We start from the raw sequence: 14,620 nt of genomic DNA, 5'->3' as shown, positions 1-14,620 counted from the left end.
TGGTTGCGATTTTACAGCCTGAAACACTTTGAGCTTTGTTTTATGTCAAGAAATCATCAAGGCACCCTCGATAACCACTTTTTTTATAGGCCATTAGACAAACCAAGCTAGCCCGCGATCAAGCAGGCACGTCACGCATCGGGAGGAATCATAAAGAAGAAAATGAACTGACGACCGCAAAGGTCGCGCGTTGTTAATAAAGCAGTTCAGAGGGCAGTAATTGCTCAACCTTTCGCAGAATCGCGACGGGATCCAAGGGCTTTTCCACTTCACAATAACGGGAATTCGCTGGACGTTGATGGGTTAAATACTCATATGACGACAGTTCAGCCCGATCCACCAGCAACATAAACTGAGAGTCAAGCTCAGGTATTTCCTGTGACAATCGATGCCAGACAACGCTGCCGTATAATCCTGGCAGATCCTGATCGCAAATCACCAGTTGAGGATGGTGGTCCTTCGCCAGAATCAGCGCTTCATAACCATCATGGGCCACCAGGCAATGATAAGCCTCCAACAACGCTGTTAAACAGGCAACAATCTCAGGCTCTGATGACACAATTAAGATCTGAAGGGCACTTTCCTTCACCCCTGCCATCGGGAAAGCTGTCTGCGCGGGTCGCATCTCCTGGCGATCCGGATCCTGGCTATCCGACGTCTGACGATAGAGCGGCAGACTGAACATAAATTCGCTGCCGACCCCTTCATAGCTCACCACGGATACTTCTCCGCCATAGGATTCCGCCAGCTGCTTCACCGTACAGAGCCCTAGCCCAAAGCCGGCGTCATCCTCCGCTGTAGTCTGATGGCCCGAGCCCGTGACTTGGCGCTCGCTGTCGAAGACTTGCTCTTTGAGTGTTTTCGACATCCCGCTCCCGGTGTCGCTCACCGACAGGAGCAGATGCTGTCCCCGAGTTTTAACGACCACACTGACCGTGCCCTGTCGCGGGGTGTATTTGAGTGCGTTGGAGAGTAAGTTCCCCAACATGATATCAAGGTGATACGGCGCGACCTTGACACTGGCTCCCCAGGCCTCATCTTCCAGCGACAACACGATTTCCTTGCGTTCGGCTTCACCTTGCCAGCTCATACAGCATGCTTTGACGACTGGTGCAACTAACTGAACGCAAGCGCGCTCTGGCGCCACCAGAACCTTACTATCATGTTTGAGCAATTCCTCGATCAAATGCATCGAATGTTCTACCCGCTGTGTCGCCACTTTCAGCGATTGCACGCCTTCCGGCGATTGGCTAGCCTGTAGTTGCGACATATTATCCAAAATCAGCGTGAGTGGTGTAGTCAATTCCTGGTGCAACTGAGCCATGAAATTCCGGCGCATCTGCAGCACCTGCTTTAAATGCAGGTTGCTGGCATATAAGTGCTTTTTCTCCAGTGCATTCTTGGCGGTATTTCGAAACACCGCTTGCTGCACAGCCAGTTGCTCCTGTTGTTTGACCCACACTCGCCAGAGAGTCAAACCCAGGATCAGCAATAATGCCCCTCCAACCCCCAGGGAAGCCATGAGCGGCGAGATATACCAGGGCGGGCGCACTTGAATTGGCATTTGCGCCATGACAGCCGTGGATGCCCCCGTGCCGGCCAGACGGATCTGGAGCTGGTAATGCCCCACCGCCATGTTCTCAAAATGAAGCATCGGCTCGTGAAACGCCTGCCAGGCACTTGCCTCGTTTCCCAGCAGGCGATATTGCAGCTGGCGCATACCAGAGAACGGCAAAACCCCGACCTGAATACTCAAAGAAGCCCCCTTGGGTATCTCCAGTGCCGGCTCCACCGCTCCGCCCAGCCGAACGAGCTGATGATCAATATAAACCTCACTCATGATGACCGAGATGAGCTTTCGGCCTGCGTCGAGCAATTTGCCCGGCTCAACCTTCATGAGCCCGTTTCGTCCCCCGATCAGCAAAGCACCCGAGCGCAATCGCTGGCAGGTCGGAATATAAAATTCAGTGCTGTTCAGGCCAACCGGCGGTGTCAGGTGCTGCAACAGCGCCCCGGTATAAGCAACTGAGATGATCCCCTGACTCGATACAATCCAATTGCCGCCTGTTCCCCCCGTCATACAATACAGGCGAGCATGCTGGCCATTGAACTGAGCCGCTTGCAGGGAGAACGGCTGGCGACTTTTTACATATTGCAAGCTCTGGTTATTGAGCACCCAGAGCCGGGCCAGCTTATCTTCAAACAGTTCAATCACCCCGCCTTGGGCCTTGGTCTGCGCCACCACTTGTAATCGACCAGCATCAAACTGATAGAGCGCATAATCTGTCCCGACCCACACTTGCTTGTGCTGATCTTCAAACAGGGTGGTAATCAGCTCACTGCCGTAGGGAGCTTGAATCCAGTGGTTACCAAATGCATTGACTTCTCCGGTGTCCGTCCAGTAGCGGTACAAATGCGACTGTTTTCCAATCCACACCGAGTTAAAATGATCCACCATCAAATTGGTGATCCCGCCTGGCTGCACATTTGACGGCAAAGGCATGGATGACCAGGTATGCGTAGCGACGGAGTACGCCAGTAACTCGCTCCCGGCGGCCAGCCACATGGTCCCGTCCCGGTACGCCATATGTTGGATCGCGCCGAGCTGAGGTAAATGACGTCTCTCCTCCAACCGCTCATTGAGCACGATCAATCCGTTATCGCTGGCGAGCCAGATCGTGCCATCTGCCAGCTCCACCATATCATTGATTTGACTGGCGGGAAGAGCATGCGGTCCGACGCCGTATGGTCTTATCTTGAACACTTCGGCCTTCGACGATGAAAAGTTAAGTCCCTGGTTCGTTCCTACCCACAGACCATTGTGGCTGCTAGCCAGCAACGCCGTAATATGATTGCCATGGAGTGACATCAAATCCCGGCTCAGGGCTCTGAAATGATTGAGTTCGCGCCCCTGTAGATTCAATAATCGAAGGCCGTCCAGCGTCCCAACCCACAGCCCTGCACGGGTCTCGCTGATCGCAGAGATGGGCTGGCGATCCAGCCTGATCTGTTGCCGGGACTGCTCAGCATTGCTGCTGCGCGATTGATACAAGCCCCGCTGGGTACCAAACCAAAGCTGCTGCTGACTATCGAGAAATACCGCAGTAACCCTCTGCTCCGGATATAACAGGGTGTCTGAAAACTGACGTTCCGTGAACTCATAGGCCCCTTTCTCGCCGGCAATGAACAGTGACTTCGCCGTCCCGTAGAGTCCGGTGATCGTGCCAATTTTCGGAAACGGATAAAATGCTGGCTGCGTCCCCGGGTGACGAAACGCATACAAGCCTTCGGCGTCCGCAAACCAGGCTGTCTGATCCTGGCTCTCGACAAACAACAGATTAGTCTGAGTCAGCGGCAAGTGGCGCAATTTCAGCGTTGCTGGTGAATAAGCATACCCGGCCCCGTCTTTCACCAGCCACAGTGTCTGTGCGATCATCACGGCATCCTGCACCCCGGCGATCGGCTGGCCGGTGGTATCTGTGGCATGATTCAGCTTCCGGCCGTCATAGAACAGCAGCTCGCCGCGCGCATCCAGGATCCACACGCCACCAGCCGGGTTATTGAACATTTTCACCGGCGTCACAAAGCTGCCGCTTTCCTGATAAGGCAGCGGATAAAAAACATGCTCCGTGTTCGTTTCAGCCAGGGCAACACTACTCTGCCACAGCACGGACAACAGGAGCCACAAAACAGCCAGGATGTTTACCATGCGAAGAAAATGTATATACGCCAACGCGTGAATATCATCCGGCCATTATGCAGGACAGCTGCACAATTTTGTTAACAGGGTTTTATAAATTGAGTGGTAAGGCATAAAAAAAGCGCACTCTTGTGCGCTTTATCATCAACCCGGCATCACTGCCAGAAGTTTCTGTCGTTCGCCATTTGCATTCTGGACGAATCGACTGCGGGCTGCTGAAGGAACCGGCGCCGCCTGAGGCAAAGGCACTTTCATCGCATTCACCGCCCGGTTATTTTTAATCAGCTCATAGTGTAAATGCGGGCCGGTTGAGCGGCCGGTATTGCCACTCAGCGCAATCCGCTGGCCCATGGTCACCTTATCGCCGACCTTCACTAACAACCGGTGCAAATGAAGGTACCGGGTCATGTATTCGCGGCCATGCTTAATCACCACATAATTACCGGCCAGTCGGTGCCTGCGGGCCTTGACCACCACGCCATCACCCGCTGCCAGGACTGGCGTCCCGATCGGGGTGGCAAAATCAGTCCCGTTATGCGGTGAAATTCGTTTGGTGATCGGGTGTTTACGCTGCGGATTAAAAGAGGAGCTGATGCGATAGCGCTTTGCCAGCGGATAACGACGCAGCGCCCGGTTCAGGCTCCGCCCTTCCTGATCATAAAAATTGCCATCCTCATGGCGCATGATAAATACTTCCCGGCGGCCACTGATATAATAAAGCGCCTTCACGTCCCCGCGCGTCACGGCTTTACCATCAATAAATTCCCGCTCGACCGTCACCGCAAAGCGATCACCTTTTCGAGCCTCCCGGCCAAAATCAAACCGCCACTGCAGGGCCTGAACCAGCGTTTGGATTTGGTTGGGGGTCAGCCCTGCGGCACGGGCCGACTGATAAAAGCTGCCGGAAATACGCCCGGTAAGAACCACCGGCTTAAGCTCACCACTCTCTTCGAGTTGCTTAAATTGATAACCCTTGGCCGTCAGGGTGAAGGTATCGATGATTTTGGCGCTGCGCCTGATGCTGAATTCTTTGACCCGGCCTTCATCATCAACCGACCATTCTAGCTGCTGGCCGACACGGAGGTTCTGAATCGAACGATTCACCTCAATCAAGCGGTACATATCCGCCAACGGCAGGCCGTATTGAGAAAACACTGCGCCCAGCGTTTCCCCCGGTTCCACCTTATGTTGGTGGGCAACATCCGTCACTTGTGCCAGTTGCTGCTCTAGCTCATCTTTTGGCGCCAAAAACTCCGGATCCGTCGGATCCAGCACAGCACCAAGCGGCTCACTGTTCTCCTCAATCAGCGGCTCTGGTTCATCCAGGGTGACCGATGTTTCCTGGTGGCGCTGCTTGGACAAAACATCCAGCGCCCCCAGCGGAATCTCAACCGATGTTCGCTGCCCGGTTGCCGTCGGCTTCAACGGCGAAGTTGGTTGCCAAACGGTCAGTGCCACCACAATGGCAGAGGTCGAAAAAAGCGCAATCCGGTGCTGGCGAGGTAACTTTTTTATCGTGAAGGCTGTCGCCCTGAGTATTTTCATTATTATTTAAGACAATTGGTAAAACTCTGCCCTAATCCCGCTAAGAACTGGACATATCCCTGTTTACCTTCGGCAATCTCCGTTGCCATCGGATCCAGGGTGCTGATATTAACCTTGGTGCCCCTGACCACACTTTTCACCACTGCTGGCGAGAATTGCGGTTCGCTGAACACACAGACCGCCGCTTCCGCTTTGAGCGCACGACGAATAGACACCAGGGTTTTGGCGCCCGGACGGCGATCAGGATTCACGGTGAAATGCCCCAGCTTGTTCAGTGCAAATGTCTGCTCAAAATAGCCATAGGCATCGTGAAACACATAGTAGCCACGATCAGCCAACGGCTTGAGTTGCTGGGCCAGCGCCTCAATGGTTTGCTCCACCTCGGCGACGAACTGCGAAAGGTTATCTTCATAGACCTTTTTATTCAATGGGTCGATGTTGATAAGCTGCTCAGAAATGACGTTTGCTGCCTGAATTGCCTGGGTTGGCCCTAGCCACAAATGCGGATCAACACCGTCGTGGCTATGCGTATGATCACCGTGACTCACTTCACCTTCATGCGCATAATGGCGCAGCTCAATCGTTTTTTGAGCCGTCAGCATTAGACTATTTTCCTTTTCCGCCAAAACTTTGACCAGGAATGTTTCCAGTTCCGGGCCCACCCAGATCACCAGATCGGCATCATTGAGCTTTTTCATATCAGACGGGCGCAGCGCATAATCATGTGGCGATGTCCCCGGCGGCAGCAAAATATCATTATGCGCCGCACCATCGGTCAATGCCTGCACGATCAGCCCCAGCGGCTTGACGGTAGTGACCACTTTGAGCTCTTTCGCCAGAAGAGACGGCGAAAAGAGCAACACAAGAAAGCTGCAACAAGCAAAAAAACGGCGCATAATATTTTCCAAAGCTATTATTGATTACAAGTTCAGACTAAAGATGTTATATTATAACATCTCGTTTTGGCAATTCCCTGACGCACTTTTTATGACAACCTTAGTTGAATTACAGACGGTTACCGTGACCTTTGCGGAGCGGCACGTACTCGATCAAGTTTCTTTCAAGCTGGACCGCGGTCAGATCACGACCCTGATAGGTCCCAACGGTGCCGGTAAGTCGACCCTGGTCAAAGTGATCACCGGGCTGCGCAAACCGAGCAGCGGCCAGGTGATCCGGGCAAAGGGACTGCGGATCGGTTATGTGCCGCAAAAGCTCCAGCTCAATGCTTCATTACCACTAACCGTTGACCGTTTCATGCGTCTGGCCGGCCGCTATAAACCCAATGAGATCCAGGAAGCACTCACCATGGTCGGTGGCCTGCACTTGTATCACAGCGATATGCACGCCCTCTCCGGCGGGGAAGCCCAGCGAGTCCTCTTGGCCCGCGCCTTACTGCAACACCCGGATTTACTAGTGCTGGATGAGCCGGTCCAGGGGGTGGATGTCAACGGCCAGTTAGAGCTCTACAGCCTGATCCAATCTCTGCGCGATAAACTCAACTGTGCCATCCTGATGGTATCGCACGACTTGCACCTGGTGATGGCGAAAACGGACCACGTGATCTGCCTGCACCATCATGTCTGCTGCTCCGGCGCACCGGAGACGATCACCAGCCACCCGTCTTATGTGGCTTTATTCGGCACCCAGCAAAGCGAACAACTGGCCCTCTACCACCACCACCACAATCATGAGCATGATCTTGCCGGCAGCCCGGTAGGCCCATGTCAGCACCACCACGAGGCATAAGAAAAACACATGCTTGAATTGATTCTGCCGGCCCTGCTTGCGGGTATCGGTATTGCCGCCCTGGCCGGGCCACTGGGCTCTTTTGTCGTCTGGCGCAAGATGGCCTATTTCGGTGACACCCTGTCCCATGCCTCACTACTGGGGGTTGCACTGGGTTTTTTGTTCAATATCAACCTTAACCTGGCCCTGGTGATCTGCTGTCTTGCGCTGGCGGTGATCCTCGTCAGTCTGCAAAAACAAAAATATGTCGCCACCGATACCCTGCTCGGGATTCTGGCCCACAGTGCTCTGTCGCTCGGCCTGGTCGCCATCAGCTTCCTGGATCATGTCCGGATTGACCTGATGGCCTACCTGTTCGGAGATTTGCTGGCCGTCACCACTCAGGATCTATTCTGGATTTACGGTGGCGGATTGGTGGTTTTTGCCCTGTTGTTCACCCTGTGGCGGCCGATGCTGTCGATGACCATCAACGAGGAGCTGGCCCAGGTTGAAGGCGTCAATGTCGATTTGATGCGCCTGGTGCTGATGCTGATGGTCGGGCTGGTCATTGCAGTGGCGATGAAATTTGTCGGCGCCCTGATCATCACCTCACTCCTGCTGATCCCGGCTGCGACAGCACGGCGCTTTGCCCATAGCCCCGAGAGCATGGCCGTACTGGCTTCGGTAATTGGTGCGATTGCCGTCCTGCTGGGCCTGATGATGTCCTGGCAATATGACACCCCGGCCGGCCCGTCGGTTGTGGTTGCCGCGGCCGCCATGTTCATCCTCTGCCAGTTCAAACGCACCGAATAATACCCCGCCGCGCCAGCTGCTGTCAGCTGGCGCTCTCCTGCATTAACGAAACAGGCTCCGATGCTTCTGGTTGCAGGTTTGCCGCACCAATAAGGTGGCTTCCTGTTGCTTGGCATCCGGTAAATAGTTCAGCAAACACCGAAAGTACCCTTCATCCTGCTCGGACAACATAAAGTTATCGATATAGAGACGATGGCAGGCATAGGTCATTAAATTGGCCGCCAGGCTGTCTTCCACCCCAGCCACGTGCGTCAGAATACAATCCTGGTAGCCGGTTTTATCCTCTTTGGCCATCAGACTGCCCGCAACCGTCAAACAACACCAGATGACCACAGCGATTCGCTTCATCGCCCTTCTCCGTCTCCGCCCCATATACCCTTGAATATTTGCAAAGCATATTCCCGTTAATACCAGTTTCATTGTGGCGGATAATCGTCTTGAATTTCACCGTTACAACATTAGAACGATTTGATAACCATTATGACACACCCACTTGGTCTGAAGCATCCATGGAAAGGAGTCAACCATGACAACTGAAACTGTTGGCTATCAACAGCCAACGCTGTTGCAACGCTTTTCGTCCCTTTGCACAACCCTGGTACAGCGTTACTTGCCCGATCCCTTCTTATTTGCGGCGATCCTGACTTTCGTCGTCTTTCTGATCGCCATGCCGGTAACCCAGCAAAGTCCGGTACAGATGGTCGATGCCTTCGCCGGCGGATTCTGGAACCTGCTCAAATTCGGCATGCAGATGGCGATGGTTGTTGTGACCGGTCATGCGATGGCATCCGCCCCCGTCTTTAAACGCGGCCTGGCATATCTGGCAATGACAGCAAAAACGCCGGGCCATGCCATCTTGATTGTTACTGTAGTGAGCGCCCTCGCCTGCTGGATTAACTGGGGCTTTGGCCTGGTGGTCGGGGCCATTTTTGCCCGAGAGCTTGCTGCCAAAGTCAAAGGGGTTGACTATCGCTTACTGATCGCATCGGCCTATACCGGTTTCCTGTTCTGGCATGCCGGTCTATCAGGTTCAATTCCGTTGGCCCTGGCCAGCGGCAGCAACCTAGAAGTTGTCACCGCCGGCGCGGTCACGCAGGCCATTTCCACCAGCGACACACTCTTTTCCACTGGCAACCTCCTCATCCTGGCAGTCATGCTCTTGGTGATCCCGCTGCTCAACAAGGCCATGCATCCGAGCAGTGCCAGCGAGGTGGTCACCATCGACCCGGCGCTCTTACAAGAGCCATCTCCGTCACAGCCGTCGCGAGCACTGACACCGGCCGAGAAGCTGGAGCACAATCCATGGGTGAACCGGCTGCTTGCCCTGCTCGGTTTTAGCTACATTATCAGCTACTTTGCCGAGCACGGGTTTGCCCTGAACCTGAATATCGTCAACTTCATCTTCCTGTTTACCGCCATTTTGCTCCACGACTCGCCGAAACGTTTAATCAAGGCTGTAGCGGAAGGCACCCAAAACACCGCCGGGATCTTGCTGCAATTTCCGTTTTACGCCGGGATCATGGGAATGATGGTTGCCAAAGGGCCGGAAGGGATCTCGCTGGCCGGGGCTGTGTCGGACTGGTTCGTCAGTATTTCCACCCCGGACAGTTTCCCGTTGTTCACCTTCCTGAGTGCCGGCATCGTAAATTTCTTTGTCCCTTCCGGGGGAGGACAATGGGCCGTCCAGGCACCAATCATGATGCCGGCCGGTGAGGCGCTGGGCGTCCCTGCGGCAAAAACGGCCATGGCCATCGCCTGGGGCGATGCCTGGACCAATATGATTCAGCCGTTCTGGGCCTTACCAGCATTGAGTATTGCCGGCCTGAATGCTAAAGACATTATGGGCTTTTGCCTGATTGCCCTGCTAGCTTCCGGCCTGATCATCGGCGTAGGATTAGTCTTGCTGTAACCCCCCAGCTGTCTGCCTGATGTTACGCCGGGTAGACAGCATGGCTCATCCCGCTCATCTAATCATATCTACCGGCAGCTATCCCGCCTATTCATGCAAACGTCCCCAGCCCGACATATCTGATCTTACATCACTGATATCATTTAAAATATCAGTTACATTGGCGCTATCCGTGCAAACCTGTCCGGATAGAGTTTAGACACGCAGGTCGCAGGCTTTTCCGGCATCATGAGTTCGCCGCATAATACCTGGTAACCGAATGCAATGAAGGAACGCAATCAAGCAAAAGGGATCACATGCTCGACAAAATGGCTTTTTTCGTCAACGTCATCCGCTGCGGTTCAATCTCGGCCGCCTCACGTAAATTCGATATTTCGGTTTCTGCCGGAAGCCGCTGGCTGCAAAGCCTGGAGTCGCAATTTGGCATGCCGTTGCTGAGGCGGACCAACAAGCTGCTGACACCAACCCCTGCCGGGCAAAAACTGTTTGATGAGTTTGCGCCGCTCGTCGATAGCGCCAACCAAATCCAGCAGTCGCTCCTTGACTATCAGGCGCATGACAAAGGGCAGATTAATATTGCCTGCACGCCCGTCTATGCCAACCACCACCTGATGAGAGACATCAGCGATTACCTGATACAGCAACCGCATGTCACCTTCTCTTTAAATATCACCCCCTGGGCTTTGGATCATGCAGGAGAGGCGGATTTGATGATCAGTGCCAATGCCACCTATCAAGGCTACCGGGAAGAAAACCTCCACCTGGTTCGACGAGAAATCATGCAATGCCCCTTTGTCCCCGTCGCCTCACCCGCCTATCTGGCACAATTTGGCGCGCCGCAGTCACCGGAAGCATTAAGTCACCACCGCTGCCTGTTCGCCTCAACACTGACCGGCAGCAACGACTGGATTTTTACCTGCGGCCCGGAAACCCAAATGATCAAAATCCCGAAAACTCTGGAAGTCAACGACAGCGACTTGCTGCTTCAGGGGATCAGAAATGGTGCAGGGATCGGCTATTTGCCCGCATTTGTGGTAGAGGATGACATCCGAAACGATCGCCTTGTGCCCTTATTTCGTAACTACGGGACCAGTACCTGGAGCCTCAGCCTGTATTATTACCCGCCCCAGCGCGCTTCCGCCGCGGCCAGTAAGTTTAAAGCGTTTCTGCTTGAGCGCGCCCAGCGCTAGCCCGAACCCGGCGAAGCCTGTCCTGTGTTTCGTCGGCATTGCTCGCCTACTGTTCGGCAGCTTGCATATTCGCAAATTGGCTTTGTCGCAATAGGGCTAACACTCTCCGTCCCTGCGCTCATACACTCAAATGAACCACAACCAGTTTCCCAGCAAGGCACATTCACGCAAGCGTGTGGTGTCTGCGAACAGTTTGAGGCAATAGCAATGCAGAAAGAGATTCACTCGAGCGAAATCCAAACGCTGCTCCGTGACGGCATGACCGTCATGATCGGTGGGTTCATGGCCAACGGCGCTCCTGAACAACTGATCGACATTTTGCTCGACAGTCAGGTGAGTAATCTGACCTTAATCACCACAGATACAGGTACCCCAACCTCCGGCGCCGGGCGACTCATTACCGCGGGACGCGTCCGCCGTTTGCTGGCATCCCATATTGGTACCAATCCGGAAACCGGGCGGCAAATGGTGGCTGAAGAACTTGAGGTTGAACTGATCCCCCAGGGCACCCTGGCCGAGCGGATCCGGGCCGCCGGTGCCGGACTGGGCGGTGTACTGACCCCGACGGGTCTTGGCACCGTCATTGCCGAAGGTAAACCGGTGATCGAGGTCGACGGCGGGACATTTCTCCTGGAAAAGCCGCTGCGGGCTGATCTGGCGCTGATCCGCGGCTCTGTCGTCGATCACAAAGGCAACACCTTTTATCACCGGACCACGCAAAACTTCAACCCGCTGATGGCGATGGCCGCGGAAACGGTCATTGTCGAAGCCCACGAATTGGTTGAGGCCGGTGCAATCACAGCGGAAAGCATCCATACCCCCGGCTTGTTTGTCGATCATATTTATCATCAGGAGAACTGAAGCCATGTCAGACAACACCGATAAACAGCAAGTTCGCCAAACTATCGCCCGCCGGGTTGCCCGGGAGCTTCGGGATGGAGATATCGTCAACCTCGGCATTGGTCTGCCGTCTTTGGTTGCCAATGAAATCGACACTGATATTGAGGTGCTGTTCCAATCCGAAAACGGTCTACTGGGGATCCAGGCCCTGGCAGACGAACATCAGCATGACCCGGATCTGGTCAATGCCGGCGGACAGCCCATTACAGCCATTCCCGGTGCCAGTTATTTCAACAGTGCAGACTCTTTTGCCATCATTCGCGGCGGACATGTTGATGTGACCGTTTTGGGTGCGCTTCAGGTCGATGCGCAGGGAAATTTAGCCAACTGGATCATCCCCGGCAAGATGGTACCGGGCATGGGCGGTGCCATGGATTTAGTGGTTGGCGCAAAAAAGGTGATTGTGGCGATGGAGCATACCGTGAAAGGCAAACCCAAAATCCTTCCCCACTGCAGCTTGCCACTCACGGCAGCCGGCCAGGTGAATCAGATCATCACCGAAATGGGGGTGTTTGTCGTCGAGCCAGAGGGACTCGTGCTGACCGAAATCTCGCCTGCTTATACGGTTGCCGATATCGAGACCGCAACTGAGGCGCCGTTCACCATCAGCCCAACCCTCAAATCTATGGTTATCTAATACCACTCGCTCGTCAGCAGGCCGGCATGAATATGACATAAAAAAACCGCTATCTGATTAACCAGACAGCGGTTTTTTGTGACACAGTCAGTGGCTGACGCAATTACCAGCCAGTGACTTCGCGCAGTGCCTTGCCGATGTCAGCCAGGCTCTTCACCGTTTTCACACCCGCCGCTTCCAGCGCCTGGAACTTGTCGTCCGCAGTGCCTTTACCGCCAGAGATGATGGCGCCCGCGTGGCCCATACGCTTGCCCGGAGGCGCGGTCACACCCGCGATGTAAGAAACAACCGGCTTGCTGACATGCTCTTTGATGTATGCCGCGGCTTCTTCTTCCGCTGTGCCGCCGATTTCACCGATCATCACAATCGCTTCCGTCGCCGGATCCTTCTCGAACAGCGCCAGAATATCGATGAAGTTTGAACCCGGAATAGGGTCACCACCGATGCCCACACAAGTTGACTGGCCGAAGCCTTCGTCTGTGGTTTGCTTCACGGCTTCGTACGTCAGGGTACCGGAGCGCGACACGATGCCCACTTTACCGGCTTTGTGAATGTGACCTGGCATGATACCGATCTTACACTCGTCCGGCGTAATCACACCCGGGCAGTTTGGACCGATCATGCGAACGCCAGCTTCGTCCAGACGTACTTTCACATCCAGCATATCCAGCGTAGGGATCCCTTCAGTGATGGTCACGATCAGCTTAATACCGGCATCGATCGCTTCCAGGATTGCGTCTTTACAGAACGGTGCCGGAACGTAGATCACTGATGCCGTCGCGCCTGTTGCTTCAACCGCTTCACGAACTGTATTGAACACCGGCAGATCCAGGTGCGTCGTCCCGCCTTTACCCGGAGAGACACCGCCGACCATCTGCGTACCGTACGCAATCGCCTGTTCGGAGTGGAAAGTGCCTTGACCGCCAGTGAAGCCCTGACAAATGACTTTGGTATCTTTGTTAATTAGGATGGACATTATTTACCCTCCGCTGCAGCAACTACTTTTTCCGCTGCTTCAGTTAGGGATGTCGCAGCAATGATGTTCAGGCCACTCTTAGCCAGGGTTTGTGCGCCAAGGTCAGCATTGTTCCCTTCCAGGCGTACCACAACCGGTACTTCAACGCCGACTTCCTCGACAGCACCGATAATACCTTCGGCAATCAGATCACAACGGACAATACCACCAAAGATGTTGACCAGGACCGCTTTGACATTGCTGTCAGACAGAATGATCTTGAACGCTTCAGTGACACGCTCTTTGGTCGCGCCGCCACCCACATCCAGGAAGTTCGCCGGCTTGCCGCCGTGCAGGTTGACGATGTCCATGGTACCCATTGCCAGGCCCGCACCGTTGACCATGCAACCAATGTTGCCGTCCAGCGCAACGTAGTTCAGTTCCCACTTCGCCGCATGTGCTTCACGCTCGTCTTCCTGTGACGGATCGTGCATTTCACGCAGTTTCGGCTGACGGTACATGGCATTGGAGTCGATGTTAATCTTACCGTCCAGGCACAGCAGCTTATCATCACCGGTGATCACCAGCGGGTTGATTTCCAGCAGCGCCAGATCGTAATCGGCAAACATCTGGCCCAGGCCCATGAAGATCTTGGTAAATTGCTTGATTTGATCGCCTTTCAGGCCCAGCTTGAACGCCAGCTCACGGCCCTGATAAGCCTGTGGGCCAACCAGCGGATCAATCGCCGCTTTGTGGATCAGCTCAGGGGTTTCTTCCGCAACTTTTTCAATTTCCACGCCACCTTCAGTTGATGCCATGAAAACAATGCGGCGGCTGCCACGGTCAACCACGGCACCCAGGTACAGTTCGTTGGCAATGTTTGACGCTTCTTCAACCAGGATTTTCGTGACCGGCTGACCGTTGGCGTCTGTCTGGTAAGTCACCAGATTCTTACCCAGCCACTTCTGGGCGAATTCTTTAATGCCATCTTTAGTGTCGTGCAGCTCTACACCACCCGCTTTACCACGGCCACCGGCGTGAACCTGACATTTGACAACCCACTTATCGCCGCCGATTTTACCGGCTGCTTCCGCCGCTTCTTGCGGCGTATCGCAAGCATAACCTTCTGGAACTGGCAGACCATATTCAGCAAATAGCTGTTTTGCCTGATATTCGTGCAGATTCATGATGTTCTATCCGTTTTCATATCCCTTTGGGACTTGTTATTTCCATGTGAAATACTCTT

Annotated in this window: 12 protein-coding genes; 6 read left to right on the top strand and 6 right to left on the bottom strand. The window is 54.3% G+C overall.

The window, feature by feature from the left end:
- Window positions 1-193 precede the first annotated feature (193 nt).
- From NNL38_RS04535 to znuA, 3 genes are all read right to left on the bottom strand, one after another.
- Complete coding sequence (locus NNL38_RS04535) at window positions 194-3,709, bottom strand: ATP-binding protein (RefSeq protein WP_255389837.1); 3,516 nt, start codon at window positions 3,707-3,709, stop codon at window positions 194-196.
- A gap of 135 nt (window positions 3,710-3,844) precedes the next feature.
- Complete coding sequence (gene mepM, locus NNL38_RS04530) at window positions 3,845-5,245, bottom strand: murein DD-endopeptidase MepM (RefSeq protein WP_255389836.1); 1,401 nt, start codon at window positions 5,243-5,245, stop codon at window positions 3,845-3,847.
- 2 nt (window positions 5,246-5,247) lie between these two features.
- Window positions 5,248-6,141, bottom strand: a complete 894-nt coding sequence (znuA, locus tag NNL38_RS04525; RefSeq protein WP_255389835.1) for a zinc ABC transporter substrate-binding protein ZnuA — start codon at window positions 6,139-6,141, stop codon at window positions 5,248-5,250.
- A 91-nt stretch (window positions 6,142-6,232) separates the two neighbouring features.
- Here znuA and znuC point away from each other — a divergent pair, with 91 nt between their 5' ends.
- Together znuC and znuB are read left to right on the top strand one after the other, a co-directional pair.
- Window positions 6,233-6,991: a zinc ABC transporter ATP-binding protein ZnuC gene (gene znuC, locus NNL38_RS04520; RefSeq protein ID WP_255389834.1), complete on the top strand. Its 759-nt coding sequence runs from the start codon at window positions 6,233-6,235 to the stop codon at window positions 6,989-6,991.
- A 9-nt stretch (window positions 6,992-7,000) separates the two neighbouring features.
- The gene (gene znuB / locus NNL38_RS04515; protein WP_255389833.1) at window positions 7,001-7,783 is read left to right on the top strand and encodes a zinc ABC transporter permease subunit ZnuB; all 783 of its coding nucleotides are present in this window, start codon (window positions 7,001-7,003) and stop codon (window positions 7,781-7,783) included.
- Between the two features lie 42 nt (window positions 7,784-7,825).
- Here the strand turns inward: znuB and NNL38_RS04510 are convergent, their stop codons facing one another.
- Window positions 7,826-8,131, bottom strand: a complete 306-nt coding sequence (locus NNL38_RS04510) for a VF_A0006 family four-cysteine protein (RefSeq protein ID WP_255389832.1) — start codon at window positions 8,129-8,131, stop codon at window positions 7,826-7,828.
- A gap of 178 nt (window positions 8,132-8,309) precedes the next feature.
- Here NNL38_RS04510 and NNL38_RS04505 point away from each other — a divergent pair, with 178 nt between their 5' ends.
- The 4 genes from NNL38_RS04505 to NNL38_RS04490 all read left to right on the top strand — a co-directional run bounded on the left by NNL38_RS04505 (window position 8,310) and on the right by NNL38_RS04490 (window position 12,419).
- Window positions 8,310-9,692: a short-chain fatty acid transporter gene (locus tag NNL38_RS04505; protein WP_255389831.1), complete on the top strand. Its 1,383-nt coding sequence runs from the start codon at window positions 8,310-8,312 to the stop codon at window positions 9,690-9,692.
- A 296-nt stretch (window positions 9,693-9,988) separates the two neighbouring features.
- Entirely contained in the window at window positions 9,989-10,882 is an 894-nt protein-coding gene (locus tag NNL38_RS04500; protein WP_255389830.1) for a LysR family transcriptional regulator, read from the top strand.
- A 207-nt stretch (window positions 10,883-11,089) separates the two neighbouring features.
- Window positions 11,090-11,743: a CoA transferase subunit A gene (locus tag NNL38_RS04495; protein ID WP_255389829.1), complete on the top strand. Its 654-nt coding sequence runs from the start codon at window positions 11,090-11,092 to the stop codon at window positions 11,741-11,743.
- A gap of 4 nt (window positions 11,744-11,747) precedes the next feature.
- Entirely contained in the window at window positions 11,748-12,419 is a 672-nt protein-coding gene (locus tag NNL38_RS04490; RefSeq protein ID WP_255389828.1) for a 3-oxoacid CoA-transferase subunit B, read from the top strand.
- A gap of 103 nt (window positions 12,420-12,522) precedes the next feature.
- Here the strand turns inward: NNL38_RS04490 and sucD are convergent, their stop codons facing one another.
- Together sucD and sucC are read right to left on the bottom strand one after the other, a co-directional pair.
- Window positions 12,523-13,395, bottom strand: coding sequence for a succinate--CoA ligase subunit alpha (gene sucD / locus NNL38_RS04485; protein ID WP_255389827.1), 873 nt, complete (start codon window positions 13,393-13,395; stop codon window positions 12,523-12,525).
- Window positions 13,395-14,561 carry an ADP-forming succinate--CoA ligase subunit beta gene (gene sucC, locus NNL38_RS04480; RefSeq protein WP_255389826.1) on the bottom strand — a complete coding sequence of 389 codons (1,167 nt, stop codon included), beginning with the start codon at window positions 14,559-14,561 and terminating at the stop codon, window positions 13,395-13,397. The genes sucD and sucC overlap by 1 nt, the downstream gene beginning before the upstream one ends.
- Between the last annotated feature and the right edge of the window lie 59 nt (window positions 14,562-14,620).

It is taken from the genome of Photobacterium atrarenae (assembly GCF_024380015.1).
In the GTDB taxonomy this organism is placed as follows: Bacteria; Pseudomonadota; Gammaproteobacteria; order Enterobacterales; family Vibrionaceae; genus Photobacterium; species Photobacterium atrarenae.
Note: the sequence above shows the minus strand (reverse complement) of the source record. Positions and strands in the feature narration are given on the sequence as shown.

What these genes read in the sequence shown, in the direction of transcription:
- znuA (WP_255389835.1), bottom strand. Translation starts at nt 6,141, where the DNA reads ATGCGCCGTTTTTTTGCTTGTTGCAGCTTTCTTGTGTTGCTCTTTTCG.
- znuC (WP_255389834.1), top strand. Translation starts at nt 6,233, where the DNA reads ATGACAACCTTAGTTGAATTACAGACGGTTACCGTGACCTTTGCGGAG.
- NNL38_RS04490 (WP_255389828.1), top strand. Translation starts at nt 11,748, where the DNA reads ATGTCAGACAACACCGATAAACAGCAAGTTCGCCAAACTATCGCCCGC.
- NNL38_RS04505 (WP_255389831.1), top strand. Translation starts at nt 8,310, where the DNA reads ATGACAACTGAAACTGTTGGCTATCAACAGCCAACGCTGTTGCAACGC.
- NNL38_RS04535 (WP_255389837.1), bottom strand. Translation starts at nt 3,709, where the DNA reads ATGGTAAACATCCTGGCTGTTTTGTGGCTCCTGTTGTCCGTGCTGTGG.
- NNL38_RS04500 (WP_255389830.1), top strand. Translation starts at nt 9,989, where the DNA reads ATGCTCGACAAAATGGCTTTTTTCGTCAACGTCATCCGCTGCGGTTCA.
- sucC (WP_255389826.1), bottom strand. Translation starts at nt 14,561, where the DNA reads ATGAATCTGCACGAATATCAGGCAAAACAGCTATTTGCTGAATATGGT.
- znuB (WP_255389833.1), top strand. Translation starts at nt 7,001, where the DNA reads ATGCTTGAATTGATTCTGCCGGCCCTGCTTGCGGGTATCGGTATTGCC.
- NNL38_RS04495 (WP_255389829.1), top strand. Translation starts at nt 11,090, where the DNA reads ATGCAGAAAGAGATTCACTCGAGCGAAATCCAAACGCTGCTCCGTGAC.
- sucD (WP_255389827.1), bottom strand. Translation starts at nt 13,395, where the DNA reads ATGTCCATCCTAATTAACAAAGATACCAAAGTCATTTGTCAGGGCTTC.
- NNL38_RS04510 (WP_255389832.1), bottom strand. Translation starts at nt 8,131, where the DNA reads ATGAAGCGAATCGCTGTGGTCATCTGGTGTTGTTTGACGGTTGCGGGC.
- mepM (WP_255389836.1), bottom strand. Translation starts at nt 5,245, where the DNA reads ATGAAAATACTCAGGGCGACAGCCTTCACGATAAAAAAGTTACCTCGC.